Here is a 15,526-nt window from a genome sequence, read left to right as displayed (position 1 = left end):
TTGGTTTTGATCAGCATTCTGACCGGTTGTCACCAATCGGAGGAAAAGGAGGAGGGCGCGGAGGAGGAAACCGAAATGGTTCAGGAGGCAGCGCCGGTGGAGGTGTTTGCCCTGAAAAAGGGAAAGCTGTCCTCGTCTCTCCAGGTTCCGGGCGAGCTGGTGGCTTTCCGGGATGTGGACATTTACGCCCGCGTCAGCAGTTATATCAAAAGGTTATACGTCGATGTGGGTTCGGAAGTGTCTGAAGGGCAGCTTCTTGCCGTTGCCGAAGCCCCCGAACTGAACGCCCAGGTGTCGGCGGCCGAATCCCGGTTGAAATCGCAGGAGGCTCTGTACATTGCCAGCAAGGCGAATTACGACCGGGTGGTGGATGCCGCCAAAACGCAGGGAGCCATCGCCCAGACGACGCTTGAACAGGCCCTGGCGAAAAAGAATTCGGACTACGCCCAGCTCGAAGCCGCCAGAGCTTCCTTCCGGGAGGTTTCCGATATGCGGAAATACCTCGAAATCCGGGCCCCCTTCGGCGGCATCATCAGCCTTCGGAATACCAGCACCGGCGCCTATGTCGGGCCGGCCGGAAAAGGATCGGAACTGCCGCTGTTCGTACTGACCGAGCAGAAGCGGCTGCGGCTCGTCGTCTCGGTGCCGGAAACCTATACCGGGTATGTGGACGCGAACGATGAGGTCAGCTTTACCGTCCGGACGTTTCCGGACCGCAAGTTTACCGGGAAAGTGAAACGGATGGCCGGAGCGCTCGACAAAAAGCTGCGCTCGGAGCGGGTGGAGGTGGACGTGATCAACGCCGACCGCAAGCTGCTTCCGGGCATGGTGGCCGAGGTGACCATTCCCCTGCCGACCCGGACCGCCACCTTCATCGTTCCCAAAACGGCCGTCGTCAATTCCACCTCCGGCATTTTCGTCATCCGGGTGGCCGGCGGGAAGGCCGAATGGGTCCCCATCGAGAAAGGGCTGGAAGCCGACGAAAAGATCGAAATCTTCGGGAAGCTGAACGAGGGGGACCAGCTGGTCCTTACGGCTTCGGAAGAGGTCCGCAACGGCCTTCCGGTCCCGCAGGTAAAAACTGCCGATACGGCTATCCAATAGCCTCCAGAATAAGACCGCAGGCTTCCCGAATCTGCTCCTCCGTGATGATCAGCGGGGGAGCGATTCGCATGGAATTGTCGCAGAACAGGAACCAGTCGGTAATGACGCCCCGTTCGATGGCGCGGTCGATCACCGGTTTCAGCGTCCCGAACGATTCGAATTCGGCGGCCATCATCAGCCCTTTACCCCGCACCTCCCGAATGGCCGGATGAACCAGTAAGTCCCTGAACAACTGCCCTTTGGCCTCGGCCTGTTGGTAAAGTTTTTCCTCCCGGATGACCTGGAGAGTGGCCAGGGAGGCCGCGCAGGAAACCGGGTGGCCGCCGAAGGTAGTGATGTGGCCCAGGATGGGATTGTTGCGGAACACACCGATGGTTTCCGGGGAACTGATGAAGGCTCCAATCGGCATGCCGCCCCCCATTCCTTTGGCGCATACGACCACATCCGGAACGAGGCCGTACCCCTCGAATGCCCAGAAGGTGCCGGTTCGGCCGAATCCGGTCTGAATCTCGTCGAAGATCAGGAGCGCGCCCACTTCCGAACACCGTTTCCGGACCAGTTCCAGGTAAGCCTGTTGAGGGATGCGAACGCCGGCTTCCCCCTGCACCACTTCCATAATCACCGCAGCCGTTTGTCCGGTAATCCCGGACAGCATCGCTTCGTCTCCGTGCCGGATGTGCCGGATGCCGGGCAGGAGAGGGCGGTAATTTCGTTTAAAATTTTCACTGCCTGAAAGGGAAAGGGCGCCCTGGGTGGAGCCGTGGTAGGCGTTGAAGCAGGAGACGATTTCCGACCGGCCCGTGAACCGTTTCGCCAGCTTCATCGCCCCTTCGATGGCTTCCGTACCCGAATTGGTAAAATATACGGCAGACAAAGGCTCCGGGAGCGTTTGGGCCAGGGCCTGAGCCAGTTGCACCTGGGTGGTCTGCACAAATTCCCCATACACCATCAGGTGCAGATACTTGTCGAGTTGCTCCTGAATGGCCGACAGAACGCGCGGATGGCGGTGGCCCACGTTACTGACACCGATCCCTGAAATCAGGTCCATATACCGCTTTCCGTCGGTGTCGTAGAGGTGAATTCCGTCCGCCCGTTCGATCTCGAGGGCCAGCGGAAAATCGGACGTTTGGGCAACGTGCCGGAAAAAGAGCTGACGCTGCGTTAAAAGCTGGGTGGTATTCAAAATAAAAATCCGGTTAATTGTACAAAAATACAACGTTTAAATGCTTGAGCCGAATCGGTTACTTTATTAACTTTCGTACTTTACGATACCAGTCTGCCTATGAAGCTAATCTACCTGTTACTTTTTTGGAGCGTTTTCGGATTTTCGGCGGTTGAAGCACAGGAGATTTATTACGAACCTGGACGGGCCCACATTCCCGGAACTTACGATTTCCAACTGAAAGACGGCACTTTGCTGCGCGGCCAGCTGGTCCGCAGCGACAGTTCGGCTTACCTGATCCGGACCAAAGCCCACGGCGACCGGATCGTCCAGGCCGGAGACATCGTCCGGGCCGACCTCGTGGGCGGCACCCTGCGCAGCGGTCCCGACCATCCGAACGGATTTCCCTTCCGCCTGTTTTTCATGCCGACGGCCCTGCCGCTGGAAAAGAAAAAGATTTATTTCCAGAACAGTTACGTGCTTTTCAGCCGGGTAGACGTCGGCATCACCAGCAACTGGAGTGTGGGTGCCGGGTTTCAGACCCTGAGTCCGCAAAACTTCTTTACGGTTTCCACGAAAGTCAGCTCCAAACTGGCTCCGCGCACGCAGGTGGCCCTGAGCGTGCAGTACATCGGTCTGCGGGTGACGGAGCGGATTCTGACCCGATTCGGGCTGGCCCAGGGGCTGGTTACCATGGGGGATGCCGAGCGGAACATTACGGTCGGCTTCGGAACTACGTTCTCCGTCCGGGGCATTGCCTCTTCGGGCGTCGTTACGATCGGGTATGTTCGGAAGATTACCCCGGACCTGACCTTCATCAGCCAGAATAACATTCTGGTCGGAGAGGCCATCGAACCGAACCTGACCTACCTGAGCGGCCTTTCGTCGGCCGGGCTGCGGTTCAACCGCCGGCGGCATTCCTTCGATACGGCCCTGTTGATGCCGGTTTATTCGACGGACGGCCTGATTCGGACGAGTCCTTTCCCGTATATCAGCTATCAGGTCCGGATCGGAAAATGATCCGGACATATTTTATTTCTCGAAAAAGCAGGTCGAACCCCCGACCCAGTCGAAATCCTTGTTGAACCGAACGCCGATCATTTCGCCCCGGCTGAGCCTCGCCAGGTTGGTGATCAGCATGGGCCGGGGGTCTTTGTCGTGCCAGATGTACAGCATCCGGATTTCGCATTTCACCGGGCCGTCCGGGGCCTCGATGACGGGTTCGTATTTTACTTTTTGCTGGAGGATGAAGTTCTCCCGGTCGGTGACGGCATTGAGGTCTTCCTTCGTCACCGAAAGCCGGACTCCGCTGCCGGCGAAGGAGAACAGCGGTTTCAACACATAATTCTCCAGGTCTTCCGGGTACTTTTCGAGGTCTTTCAGGTAGTAGCTTTTCGGGACATAGGGACTTTCGAGCAGGGGCAGGATGTACTTGCTGATCCGGAAAAACCAGTTCGGATGGCCTACCCAGGTGACGTCCACGTCGTCGGTCAGGTGAAACGCCGTCTTCAGGTCGTGCATCGACTCCAGCTCATCGAAGATCAGCCGGTTGTAGATCCTGTGGATGTGGTAAGACCGGCCGTCCTTTTCGTAATAGAGCTTCCGGCCTTCCTTCCGGATTTTGGTCAGGCAAACCGGCTCGATGCCCAGCAGATCCTTCGTCGCGGCAAAGTCGATCCGGGTTTTCTGCTTCTCCGGGAATATGTCAAGCAGGATCACGTTTTCAGGCTGCTCCAGACCCAACACCAGGCGTCGGAGGTGCTGCCGGTACGTTTCGACCGAATCGACATGGAAGAGGTAACTGAATCCGTCCGGGATCGGAAAAAACCGGCGGTAGTTCTCGGAAAGGTAGCTCTGAAACCCGAAGATCGACGGAAAGCCCTGCAACTCGATAAGCTGGGGGGTCAGCTCGCCGTCGGCATCCTGGCATACGGCAAAATCGATGGCGACAAAGGACGGGTGGCCGTCTTCGTTCGGAACCCGCTGGTGGGCCGGAATGGCCTGTTCGGTCCACTCCTTGAACGATTCGGCGGTCAGGGTATCGACGATTGATTCACAGGCTTCGATCAGCCGTTCCTTCAGGAGCCGGGGCACGAAAACCGGCGTTTCGGCCACCCGGAATTCCAGCTGACCCGGATAATCGTGCTGAATCTGATCCAGAAAGACCTGGTAACGTTCCTGACTGAAGGCCTGGTTATAGGCCTGACGAATGTCCCGAATCATACGTGCGTCGTTTGTGTTTAAACTTCCTGGGGCCGCTCCACCGGTTTGTTGATCAGCCGGAAAGCGGATTGTCGCAGAAAGGAGGGCAGAAGGACGGATTCCGTCAGAGCGATTTTGTCCGGGTCCAGCAGCGAGTCGACCATGTCCTGAAATTTCCCCTCCCCGTAATTTTCGATGACCTGCCGTTTCTTTTCCTCGGTCATGAAATAGCGGAGCATGCCCTCCCCGTCGGCCTCCGGGTGAAACTGCGTTCCAAACACTTCCCCGGTAAACCGCACGGCCATGATGGCCCGTTCAAAGGGCACGTTGGGCCGAATTTTTTCGAGGCACAGCACCTGAGCGCCGAGTTGACCGATGCGTTCCCAGTGGGGAGCGGTAAGCTGGTAACTCCGGGAGTCGACCGCGAAAAATGGGTCGGGCAGCGCCTTGAAAAGCGGTTCGGAGTGGCCGTCGTCGGTTTTATGAATCGGAAAAATCCCGAAAGACGGCGACTTCCGCAGGCTGATGGTGCCGATGCCCAGATGGCGGGAAACCAGTTGGAACGAATGGCAGATCAGAAACAGGTATTTTTTTCGTGTACTGACCCGGTTATGGGCAAAAATCTGGTCGATGAGCGAAAAAAACCGCCCTTCCCACGGATCGTCGGTGGGAAGGGGACTTCCCGGCCCCCCGCTAGACACATACAGGTCGTAGGTCAGGTCGGGGATTTCATTGGCCCCCCGGACGTTATACACCCGGAGTTCGATGGGAATGTGCTCGCTTTCGAACGTATTCCGGACCAACTGAAGAATACAGCGCATCCCCTCGTTGGGATGGTTGTTGTTCAGGTCCAGAACGGCAATTTTCAATGGATTCATTTTGGGTAAAAAAGATTGGAGACTGAAAGGATAACTCTCACAATCCGTGAGAAGTTTCCTCAACGATGTAATCGACGACGCGCTTCAGGTCCTCGGTCTGCCGGAAAACCGCCAGCTGGCGGTCGGCGCCCGTGCCCATTTCCAGAATGGTATTGACGTATTCCACCTCTTTCCGGCAATCCAGCTCATCGACCACATCGTCCACGAAGTTCAGCAATTCACGGGCCAGGGCATGGTAATGCACTTCTTCCTGTTTCCCGAAATCGATCAGTTTGCCTTCGATCCCATAGCGGGCGGCCCGCCACTTGTTTTCGTTGATCAGGAGCCGGCGGTAGGGCCTGAAATTCAGGTTCTGCCGGTGTAGTTTGTAAATCTTGGCGACCAGCGACTGCATGAGGGCGGCCAGGCAAAGCGTTTCCTCCACCCGCATCGGCACGTCGCAGATCCGGAATTCGATGGTATCGAAAAAGGGATGCAGGCGGATGTCCCACCAGATTTTCTTTCCGTTGTCGATGCAGCCGGTTTTCACCAGGAGGTTGACGTAGTCGTCGTATTCGGCGGCCGAGGCAAAATAGTCGGGGATGCCCGTCCGCGGAAATTTATCGAACACCTTCGAGCGGTAGGACTTGAAGCCGGTATTGCGTCCGCACCAGAACGGCGAGTTGGTCGAAAGGGCGTAGATGTGGGGTAGAAAATACCGCACGGCGTTCATGATCTGGATTGCCTCGTTCCGGTTTTCGATCCCGACATGTACGTGCAGGCCGAAGATCAGGTTCGAACGGGCCACGTCGCGCATCTCGTCGATGAGTTTGTCGTAACGCTCGTTGTCGGTGATGAGCTGGTCCTGCCAGTCGGAAATGGGATGGGTTCCGGCGGCCGCGATCCGCAGATTCTGCTTGTCGGCCAGGTCCCTGATCATCCGGCGGAGGAAAGTCACCTCGTTTCGGGCTTCGTGAATATTGGTGCAGATATTGGTCCCCACCTCCACCACGGCCTGGTGCATTTCGGATTTTACCCGCTCCTGGAGCGTAATCTGCCCGCCCTCCACGATCTTGGACATGTGGGAGCGGAGCATGCGGGTTTCGGGGTCGATCGTCTGAAATTCTTCTTCTATTCCAAGTGTGAAAACAGGCATGAGTGTAGGGCTAAGGCAGTGGACGGCTCAGGCTTTTTTGGCCTTTTTGGCGTTTTTCTTTTCGTCTTTTTTAGGCTTGTGATCTTCGGACTTTTCCTTTTTCACCTTTTTCGGCTTTTCGCCTTCCTGAGGTTCGCTCAGGCCGGGGGTGAACATCTGACCCCGGGCGGAATGCTGGACATACGAGCCCCAGGTCAGGTTGTCCTGTCCCGGTTTTTGCGCTCTGGCCCGCTCGATGGCCATGTTGGCGGCCGCTTCCACCACCCATTCGAAATTCTCCTGCCCGACCGAATATACGTCGGCGTCCGGGGCCGGGTTGCAGAAATCGATGGCGTAGGGAATGCCGTCCCGAACCGCAAATTCGACGGTATTGAAATCATAACCGAGCGCCCTGTTCAGCGCGACGACGTAATTTTTGATCGTCGTCATGAGCCTTTTATACGCATCACCGGTGGCTTTGGGTTCGGCCACATACCGGAGGTGATGCGGGTTGCGGGGTTCATAAGGCATGATCCGAACGTCCTTGCCGCCGATGCAGTAACAGCGGAAATAATCGTCGAACACGATCTCCTCCTGAAACAGCATGACCAGCTGGGCCGTTTCCTCGTATTTTTTCCAGAGATCCTCCGGGTTGTAGACTTTATAGACGCTTTTCCAGCCCCCGCCCGAATGCGGTTTCATATAGGCCGGAAAACCGATATAGTTAAAGATATAATCCCAGTCCATCATCTTCAGGTTCCGGAACGAGTTTTCGTTGGTATCGTCCGGCCGGTCTTTGGATGGCAGCAGAACGGTTTTTGGAACCGGAACATTCAGCCTGGTAGCCAGACAGTTATTAAAAAATTTCTCGTCGGCGCTCCACCAGAAAGGGTTGTTGATGACGGCCGTCCCGGTCAGGGCCGCATTTTTCAGGTAGGCCCGGTAAAACGGAACATCCTGGGAAATCCGGTCGATGATGACGGCGTATTCGGTGGCTTCTCCCTGAACGACCTTGTCGATAGTGACGAACTCGGCCGTTATGTCGCTGAGGCCCTTGCTGTTGATGCGATCCACGAAAGCCTGCGGAAACGTGTTTTCCTGGCCGAAAAGAATACCGATCTTCTTCATAAGATAACCGGAGAACCGTTCTCCGTCGTTGGTAAGTGATGTGTGTTAAAAGCGAAAGGAAGCCTTAAATGTTAAAAAATCTGCTTCAAATGATGCTCCAGATGGCCCACATAGTCCTCGAAAATCCAGGAGAGCGTCACCCGCTCCCCGGCCCCCGGCAACGCCACCTCCTTCCGGCGCTCGGTTTCGGCCATGATCTCCACCACGTACACGATTTGCTGATTCAGGGCCTGCCAGAGGACCAGGAGGTGGTCGAGGGAAAGGTCCTGGTAGCGGTTGATTTCCACCAGTCGGTTCTGGTCATACGGCTGCAGCCGGTACGGGGAAGGCTGAGTCTGGGCGTCCGAAAATCGTTTTAGGTTGTTGAGCGCCGAATCGATCAGGTGCCCCAGCACCTCCTTTTTTGACCATTTCCCGGGTTCGCGGGCCATCATCTCGTCGGTGGTGAGCGCCTTGACGCGTTCCGGTAATTCCCGGATGACGGTCCGGAGCTGCACTAGGGCCTCGTTGAACTGGCCCGGCTGTTCCCAATATCCTTTGACGGGAGCCATCGTCGTGTTGCGTGTTTAGGAATGGATTCTCAAAGGGTGGAAAGATAATGCGGAAACATTTCCCGCCAAACCGGCCAGTCATGTTCTCCCCAGGGCCGGACGTCGAGCCAGTGGTGAATGCCCTTGCGGTTGAGAATCTCCGACATCCGGTAGTTCTCCGGTTTGCAGAAATCGTGTTCCGAAGTGCCCAGCACGATCCGCATCCGGTAAAAATGGTCGTTGTGGGCGTTGGGGATATAATCCGGCGGGTTGTTGAAATAGACGTTGTCGTCGTAATAGCCGCTCATGAACGACCGGATGTCGAAGGCTGCGCCCATGCTCCAGAGATGGGCCACTTTTTCGGGGTGCCGGAAGGCGAAATTGAGGGCCTGAAAGCCCCCGAAACTGCACCCGCCGACGGCGATTTTTCCGACCTGGCATTCGTGCTGAATCCAGGGAATCAGTTCCTCATTCACCATGCGGTCGTACCAGAGGTGGTTCTGGATCCGGACGGACGGGTGAAGGTGTTTGGCGTACCAGCTGTCGCGGTCGATGCTGTCGATGCAGTAAATTTTAATTTTGCCCGAGTCGAGGAACCAGCGGGCGGATTCGGTCAGTTTGAAATCCTTCGCTTCGTAATACCGCCCCATGGTGGTAGGAAAAAGCAGCACCGGATAGCCCCAGTGACCGAAAACCAGCATTTCAATATCCCGACCGAGGTGGTGCGAATACCATTTCCTGTATTGTTCCTGCAAGGTGTTGATGGAGGTTAAATGGAACCCTGAAATCTATTGAATCAGTGGGAAAGATAACCATTATTGGTAATTTACAAGAAAAGACTCGCTATTTTTGGGGCTTTTCAAAAGATTCTAAACCTTAAACCGACCGGAATGAAATTCATCTGGTTTCTATGGTCTCTGATGGGTATGGGTGAATTTTTAACTGCGGTCGATGCGTCCGGTCAGGGACTTTCGGTCCGGAAAGACGAGGGGCTGGTATCGGCATATTTAAACCGGCCGGTGGTTCTGGAAGTGATCCTGCCTCCGGGTTATTCGTCTTCCGGTGAAGGGCTTCCCGTCCTGTATCTTAATGACGGACAGGACCTCGAACGGCTCCGGATGGCGGCCGTTCTCGATTCGATGTTTCGGGAACGACGGGTTCGTGCCTTCGTGCTGGTGGCCATTCATGCCGGGGACCGGATTCAGGAATACGGGGTGGCGGCCCAGGCCGATTACCTGCACCGGGGTTCCAAAGCCGGCCGGTATTCCGAATTTGTCCTTCATGAATTGATCCCGTATGTAAAAAAACATTACCGGATCACAGACGACCCCGAACGATCGGTTTTCGCCGGCTTTTCGCTGGGCGGTTTGTCGGCGTTCGACCTGGTCTGGAATCACCCCAGCCAGTTTCGGAAAGCGGGGGCCTTTTCCGGCTCTTTCTGGTGGCGGCAGAAAGGGCTGAACGAAGGCTATACCGACGATGATCGGATCATGCACGCCCTGGTCCGCAAGGGCACCTCCTGGCCCGGGCTCCGGTTCTGGTTTCAGACCGGCACGCTGGACGAAACCGACGACCGCGACCACGACGGCGTCATCGACTCCATCGACGACACGCTCGACCTGATCGCCGAACTGGAGCGCAAAGGCTATCGGTGGGGCAATGACGTCACGTATGCAGAAGTAAAGGGCGGTCGTCACGATCCCGAAACCTGGAGCCGGGTGATGCCCGACTTCCTGACCTGGGCCTTCGGACCCGCCCGCTGATTATTCATAAACCCTGACAATCGACAATCATGGAAACGACGCTCCTCAGCCTGCTGGTGGTTCTCGGTCTGGTCGTCTGCCGACCGGCCACTCCGGAAAAACCCTCGGACGACCGGAAACTGGTCTGGTCCGACGAATTTGACAAAGCCGGCCTCCCCGACCCGAAAAAGTGGAAATACGACGTCGGAGGCCACGGCTTCGGCAACAACGAACTCCAGTACTACCTCGGCCCCCGGCCGGAAAACGCCCGGGTCGAAAACGGGCATCTCATCATTGAAGCGCGAAGGGAAAAGCACGAGAACCGGGCATATACGTCGGCCAAACTGCTGACCCAGGGCATTGCGGAATGGAAATACGGCCGGATCGAAGTCCGGGCGAAGCTGCCCAAGGGCCGAGGCACCTGGCCGGCCATCTGGATGCTCGGCAGCAACATCAAGACCACCCGCTGGCCGCTCTGTGGAGAGATCGACATCATGGAACACGTCGGATTCAATGAGGGCAAGATTCACGGTTCCATCCATACCGACGCCTACAATCACGTCAGGGGCACCCATAAAACCGGTACGACGCAGCTGGCGAACGCCACTGCGGACTTCAACGTCTACGCCATCGACTGGACGACCGACCGCATCGAATTTTACATCAACGACCGGAAATATTATTCGGCCGCCAAAAAGGACCTCGGCTCGAAGGTGGAAGAATGGCCCCTCGACCAGCCGTATTATCTGATCCTCAATCTGGCCGTTGGCGGCAACTGGGGCGGTCAGCAGGGCGTCGACGAGTCCATCTGGCCGCAGCGGCTGGAGGTCGACTACGTGCGGGTGTACCAGTGATCGTCAGGTTCCGGCAGGTATCAGATTGATCCGCGGGTGTCTTGCGAGTTTCATCATGTCCGGTAGGGACAGCCGGTTCAGATTGACGGGCTGGACCGTATCGCGGATGGCCTGCCGCATGTCCTCCGGTTGGATCGGAGGCCGCCCCTGATTTTTGTTTACCGCCTGCAAACCGGCAATCATACCGGCCATGATGGCAGAGGCCGCCGAGGTTTCACAGAAATTCTTGAGGGTCCGGTCCGGGAAGGTCGTCAGGATGCTGACCGACGGCACCCAGCAGTCGACCCGGCTGCCGAAGCCGTAGCGGTTTTTCCAGTGAGAGGTGGCCGAATCCTGCTCGGCTCCACTCACCATGATGGCTCCGGAATCCATAACGGCATCGAACCGCAGAACCCGGGCCGAAGCCCTCGGCAGGCGCCGTTTAACGAATTCGACCAGACTGGCCGGGGTGCCGGGCACCAGATTGACAACCGCCGAGGGCGGCCGGCTGGCATCCACATGGTTGTGATAATTCTCCAGATCGAAATTCAAAAAGTTTCCGGTTGGTTCGACGACGATGATGCCAAGCTCCCGGGTGGCTACCTGAATCAGGTCGAAAATCGCCTGGTCCGTTTCGAGGGGGAAGAAGTCGTTGCCGGTGCCGGAAGGCGTAAAGTCAAAATCATATGCCGGGCGGTTATTGAGCTGTTTTTCAATGAGAATGACGTCACCCGGTCGATTTCTGGCCTCGAAGATTGCCATGGCGAGGGCATCGTCGTTCCGGAGTTCGCCGGCGACGTTTCGGGCCGAATATAGCCGCACCCCGACCATCGGGGCAATGCCGTGCACCTGATTGGGCAGGATTCCGCTCATGGGCGTGCTGCCGGCAGGCCAGCGGGAGACAAGCAGCCCCAGGACGCAGGTTCCGTGGACGGTGTCGCCCACCCCGGCCCCCGGCATGGCCAGGGCTCCGGGGATGTCAAAGTCGGGGCTGAAGTTGGGATGGGAGCCCCAGCCGTTTTCGATGTCGTGGATGATGACGTCTTCTTTCCGGTTCCTGTTGGTCCATTGATCGAGGAGGGCTGCCGGTTGACTTTCCCAGAAAGATTTGATACTCAGTTCGTTCCAGAAGTTCTGGGTGCCGGCCGGGATGGGTGGGCATAAGGCCGGGTTACTGTCTTCGGCCCGGACATAAGCACAGTAGATCGGTTTGAATTTCTTAAAACCGGTTTTCTTTCCGTTGATCAGCTGGTCGGAGGAGGAAGGCGTAAAACTATTCAGAATCTTCACCAGATCGAAGGCTACTTGCTTATCGGGCACCAGGATCTTCATATAATTGAAGAAGTTGGTCAGCCGATAAGGCCTTTTATTCCGGGCGATGACCGCATCGACGATGCCGGCAATAATCTCCGGAGAAATCCCGTCAAAAAGGAAACGGCATTTCGCATTAAACTTCCTGAATTCCGAAAATAATTTGCCCCAGTTCGGAATAATCGAAGTCACGTCCGGGTATTCATATTTCGGAAACGTATTATTATAATAGGCAAAATATTTAGCCGGTATATTTTCGAAATCGTCCCGGTTTTTTAGTATAAATTCACTCAGGTTAATATTATCCTGAAATTTTATTATTACCGTTTCCATTCCCTTTTTTTCAAAAAAGGTAAGGTTTTGCTTTAATTTATTAACTACCGGTTAATAAAAGGGGTATCGGTATTAGGCACGGGAATTTGGGTTAATTGGTTGAGCCTTGTAGATTGGTAGTCAACACCTAAATACCTCACCCCATGGCTACCTTTCAATGTGATTCTGATTCGGAAAGCAGTTTCCGGCCCCAGGACGCAGGTCTTCACGCTGATAAAAATGAGGAAGTTCCCGCGTATCTGGAGCATTATAAGGAGCTGAAAAGTATCATTATTCAGCATACGGAGACGGCTTTACCCAATATTGCGGAAATGCTGTCGACCAACGGTTATTACATCGGTAAAGCCCAGTTAAAGTGTATTCTTGACAACGATTTCGCTGACTTCGATGGGGTAAAAATCATGCTGGGCTTCAATGTGGACCCCAACGATGAGACGAATGTCGGTTCGATTGTTTTTTCCTTTCAGGGCGCCTTTAGAACTCAGGGAAAGTCCACCGAAGGGCTGACCTCGGACGATCCCCGATTTCGGGAAGTGAGTGAAGCGGTGTATTATGCCGGTGATCCCATTTCCGACGGACCGACGAGTTTATCATCCTTTCCGCAGAAGTAATTTCAGAAATGTAATTCCGGAATTATGAATGATTCCGATTTCTCCGAGATCATCAATTATATCGGACTGTATTCATTTATTGTTCCGGTATCGGTGATATTCTGGCGGTTCAGATACCTGCGCGGGCCGGTGCTCTGGTTTGCGGTATTGAAACTGTTCAAGGCTTTGGTGACAATCCTCTCCAATATCCTGATGGTCCGGAACATTCAGTATCCGTACCTTCCCTTTATCGAAGTGGCCGTCGATGCTCTTTTTTTAAGTTATATCTATGGCTATCTAATCCGGTCCGAGCCTTCGAAAACCGTAGTGCGCTGGTTCGGGCCGGTTTTCGCCCTGTTTACAGTCGTCATGTATGTTCTGGGCCTCAGGAATGCGGCAGACTACGGGAATTACCTGGTGGGCGCAGAAAGCCTGGCCATTACGGTCATGCTGATCATATTCCTCCGCCAGCTCATGGAAGACCGGGCCATCGAATCGCTTCGGCGAACCCCTTTTTTTCTGATCAGCGCCGGACTCCTGCTGGATAACCTGATTTCCGTACCGATTTATTTTTCGGTACAACCGCTGATGGATTATTCCTTTACCCTGGCGTTGCGGGCCTATAATCTGGTTCTTTTGTTTGCGCTGATTTCCAACCTGTTTTACGCGGCCGGGTTCTGGTTTACCAAAAAAGAGTTTCAGGATAACCGGGGTCTTGCCGTAGGATAAGACCGGGTTTCAATGCTGTTTCATTCATGTGGGTAACGATCTTCTGCCGGGTTTGTCTGATGGTGAATGGATGGCTTCTCTTCAGCTTTTCCCATGCGCAGGGACTTCAGTTCTATATAAACAGCCGACTGGTTTCCCCCGAGCATTGGCGAAGCGCCCGAATTGATTATCTGACTCCGCAGGAAAAAACCCTTCAGATTACCCTGCTGAATTCCCGACCCCGAAAACGGTATGAGTGGCAAATGAGCGGTCGTGACAGCGTCTGGAGATCATTCTCTGAGCGGGCCGACCTGGCCTTCGACAATCTGGCCGGAGAAACCATCACCTTTCTGGTCCGCGAACCCGGCAAACCGCCCCTGATCCGCCGGACCATCGTCGTGGAAAAGGCCCTCTGGCAGAACTGGTGGCTGGCGCCCCTTCTGTTTACCTACGGCCTGCTGGTGATGGGGATTCTGATGTATCTTTTTTACCGGTATCGCATCCGGCAGATTCTGCGGCTTCAGCAAATCCGGGATTCCATCGCCCGCGATCTGCACGACGACATGGGAAGTTATCTGGGAAGCATCAGCCTCCTGAGCCAGACTGCCCGGCAGCTCGCCCGCACCGATCCCGCCCGGACCCAATCGGTCCTCGAAAAAATCGGTGATTTGTCGAGGCTGGTCATGGAGTCCATGGGGGATATCGTCTGGAGCGTCAACCCGGGCAAGGATTCGATGACCGAGCTGGTGGCCCGGATGCGGGATGTGGCCGCCGACCTCTTTCAGAATCAGCCGGTCGAACTGATCTTTGAAGAAAGCCCCACGGTGGCAAAAGTCAACCTGCCGCTCCAGCATCGCCGGGATTTTTACCTTATTTACAAGGAAGCCATCACCAATGCCGCCAAATATGCCGGGGCCCGGCAACTGAAAGTCCGGCTCGAAGGCGGCAGCGGTCTGCTTAGCCTGACCATTCAGGACGACGGCATCGGTTTCAATCCGGCCGATCCGGAACGGAAGAATGCCTCCGGCGGCAATGGTCTGCACAATATGAAAAACCGGGCCGCAAAAATCCGGGGTCATCTTTTGATCGATTCCCGACCCGAAAAAGGCACCGTCGTTCGCCTGGAAGTCCCGGTTTGAGGTTCAGGTGGCGAACAGCCGCTCCCCCTTATATGGGATAAAATGTCGTGTAATTAGAAGTTATCTTTATGTCATATAAAAGAACCGAATAAACTCATCCGGCCATGTCCATTCTCGTTCAGGTATATGAAGATAATCCGGCTTTTCGCGAAGCCCTGACGTTTCTGATCCAGTATACGGACGGATTTGAGGTGGCCGGGGCGTTCGGCCACTGTCTCGATGCCGAGAAACAGGTAGCGCAACTGCAGCCCGACGTCATTCTGATGGACATCGATTTACCGGAAATCGACGGCATCCGGGCGCTGGTCAATATCAGGCAACGGTTTCCGCATATCGATGTGCTGATGCTGACGGTTTTTGACGACGACGACCGGGTGTTCGAGTCGATCCGGGCCGGAGCCACGGGGTATTTACTGAAGAAAACATCGCCTGCCCGGATCATGGAGGCCATTCGGGAAGTATATGAAGGAGGGGCGCCCATGTCGCCCTCCATTGCCCGCCGGGTGATGCAGTCCATGCACCGGCGGCCCGGCACCGGCGATCTGGCTCAGTTAACGGAACGCGAAACCGAAATTCTGTCCCTTCTTTCCAGGGGCAAAAGCTATAAGATGGTCGCTTCAGAAACTGGAATCAGCATCGAAACCGTCCGGACCCACATCAAACGCATCTACGAAAAGCTGCACGTTCACTCGGTCACCGAGGCCATCTCCAAATATTTAACCCGCTGACAGCCGTATTATTACCTGCCGGCC

The 15,526-nt window shown here is 55.4% G+C and carries 16 protein-coding genes; 8 read left to right on the top strand and 8 right to left on the bottom strand.

Annotated elements, in window-relative coordinates; genetic code table 11:
* Positions 1–6 precede the first annotated feature (6 nt).
* On the top strand, positions 7–1,104 hold the full coding sequence (locus tag DX909_RS02730; protein ID WP_310589820.1) for an efflux RND transporter periplasmic adaptor subunit: 1,098 nt from the start codon (positions 7–9) through the stop codon (positions 1,102–1,104).
* On the opposite strand, the gene DX909_RS02725 is transcribed toward DX909_RS02730, so the two are convergent.
* Positions 1,094–2,287: an aspartate aminotransferase family protein gene (locus DX909_RS02725; RefSeq protein WP_128543515.1), complete on the bottom strand. Its 1,194-nt coding sequence runs from the start codon at positions 2,285–2,287 to the stop codon at positions 1,094–1,096. The two genes, DX909_RS02730 and DX909_RS02725, sit on opposite strands and share 11 nt — an antisense overlap.
* A 99-nt stretch (positions 2,288–2,386) precedes the next feature.
* Between DX909_RS02725 and DX909_RS02720 the strand changes: the two genes are divergently transcribed.
* On the top strand, positions 2,387–3,286 hold the full coding sequence (locus DX909_RS02720; protein WP_128543514.1) for a hypothetical protein: 900 nt from the start codon (positions 2,387–2,389) through the stop codon (positions 3,284–3,286).
* A gap of 12 nt (positions 3,287–3,298) precedes the next feature.
* Here the strand turns inward: DX909_RS02720 and DX909_RS02715 are convergent, their stop codons facing one another.
* The 6 genes from DX909_RS02715 to DX909_RS02690 form a co-directional block, all read right to left on the bottom strand.
* Complete coding sequence (locus DX909_RS02715) at positions 3,299–4,489, bottom strand: hypothetical protein (RefSeq protein ID WP_128543513.1); 1,191 nt, start codon at positions 4,487–4,489, stop codon at positions 3,299–3,301.
* A 17-nt stretch (positions 4,490–4,506) separates the two neighbouring features.
* Complete coding sequence (locus tag DX909_RS02710; RefSeq protein WP_128543512.1) at positions 4,507–5,346, bottom strand: type 1 glutamine amidotransferase; 840 nt, start codon at positions 5,344–5,346, stop codon at positions 4,507–4,509.
* 37 nt (positions 5,347–5,383) lie between these two features.
* Positions 5,384–6,481: a carboxylate-amine ligase gene (locus tag DX909_RS02705; RefSeq protein ID WP_128543511.1), complete on the bottom strand. Its 1,098-nt coding sequence runs from the start codon at positions 6,479–6,481 to the stop codon at positions 5,384–5,386.
* 27 nt (positions 6,482–6,508) lie between these two features.
* Entirely contained in the window at positions 6,509–7,588 is a 1,080-nt protein-coding gene (locus tag DX909_RS02700) for an ATP-grasp domain-containing protein (protein ID WP_128543510.1), read from the bottom strand.
* Positions 7,589–7,659: 71 nt separating this feature from the next.
* Positions 7,660–8,139, bottom strand: coding sequence for a DinB family protein (locus DX909_RS02695; RefSeq protein ID WP_128543509.1), 480 nt, complete (start codon positions 8,137–8,139; stop codon positions 7,660–7,662).
* A 29-nt stretch (positions 8,140–8,168) separates the two neighbouring features.
* Complete coding sequence (locus DX909_RS02690) at positions 8,169–8,873, bottom strand: esterase family protein (protein ID WP_128543508.1); 705 nt, start codon at positions 8,871–8,873, stop codon at positions 8,169–8,171.
* 135 nt (positions 8,874–9,008) lie between these two features.
* Here DX909_RS02690 and DX909_RS02685 point away from each other — a divergent pair, with 135 nt between their 5' ends.
* Both DX909_RS02685 and DX909_RS02680 read left to right on the top strand, forming a co-directional pair.
* Complete coding sequence (locus tag DX909_RS02685) at positions 9,009–9,881, top strand: alpha/beta hydrolase (protein ID WP_310589819.1); 873 nt, start codon at positions 9,009–9,011, stop codon at positions 9,879–9,881.
* Between the two features lie 29 nt (positions 9,882–9,910).
* Positions 9,911–10,714, top strand: coding sequence for a glycoside hydrolase family 16 protein (locus DX909_RS02680; protein WP_128543507.1), 804 nt, complete (start codon positions 9,911–9,913; stop codon positions 10,712–10,714).
* 3 nt (positions 10,715–10,717) lie between these two features.
* On the opposite strand, the gene DX909_RS02675 is transcribed toward DX909_RS02680, so the two are convergent.
* Positions 10,718–12,025: a S8/S53 family peptidase gene (locus DX909_RS02675; RefSeq protein ID WP_164851183.1), complete on the bottom strand. Its 1,308-nt coding sequence runs from the start codon at positions 12,023–12,025 to the stop codon at positions 10,718–10,720.
* A 455-nt stretch (positions 12,026–12,480) separates the two neighbouring features.
* On the opposite strand from DX909_RS02675, the gene DX909_RS02670 reads away from it, so the two are divergent.
* The 4 genes from DX909_RS02670 (at position 12,481) to DX909_RS02655 (ending at position 15,502) form a co-directional block, all read left to right on the top strand.
* Positions 12,481–12,948, top strand: a complete 468-nt coding sequence (locus tag DX909_RS02670) for a hypothetical protein (protein ID WP_128543505.1) — start codon at positions 12,481–12,483, stop codon at positions 12,946–12,948.
* Positions 12,949–12,972: 24 nt separating this feature from the next.
* Positions 12,973–13,656 carry a hypothetical protein gene (locus DX909_RS02665; protein ID WP_128543504.1) on the top strand — a complete coding sequence of 228 codons (684 nt, stop codon included), beginning with the start codon at positions 12,973–12,975 and terminating at the stop codon, positions 13,654–13,656.
* A 26-nt stretch (positions 13,657–13,682) separates the two neighbouring features.
* On the top strand, positions 13,683–14,774 hold the full coding sequence (locus tag DX909_RS02660) for a sensor histidine kinase (RefSeq protein ID WP_128543503.1): 1,092 nt from the start codon (positions 13,683–13,685) through the stop codon (positions 14,772–14,774).
* A 104-nt stretch (positions 14,775–14,878) separates the two neighbouring features.
* Complete coding sequence (locus tag DX909_RS02655) at positions 14,879–15,502, top strand: response regulator (protein ID WP_128543502.1); 624 nt, start codon at positions 14,879–14,881, stop codon at positions 15,500–15,502.
* The last annotated feature ends 24 nt before the right edge of the window (positions 15,503–15,526 follow it).

The sequence above is a fragment of the Larkinella soli genome (assembly GCF_003703975.1).
GTDB lineage: Bacteria > Bacteroidota > Bacteroidia > Cytophagales > Spirosomataceae > Larkinella > Larkinella soli.
The sequence above is the reverse complement of the archived record's forward strand: the minus strand, read 5'-3'. Positions and strand labels throughout refer to the sequence as shown.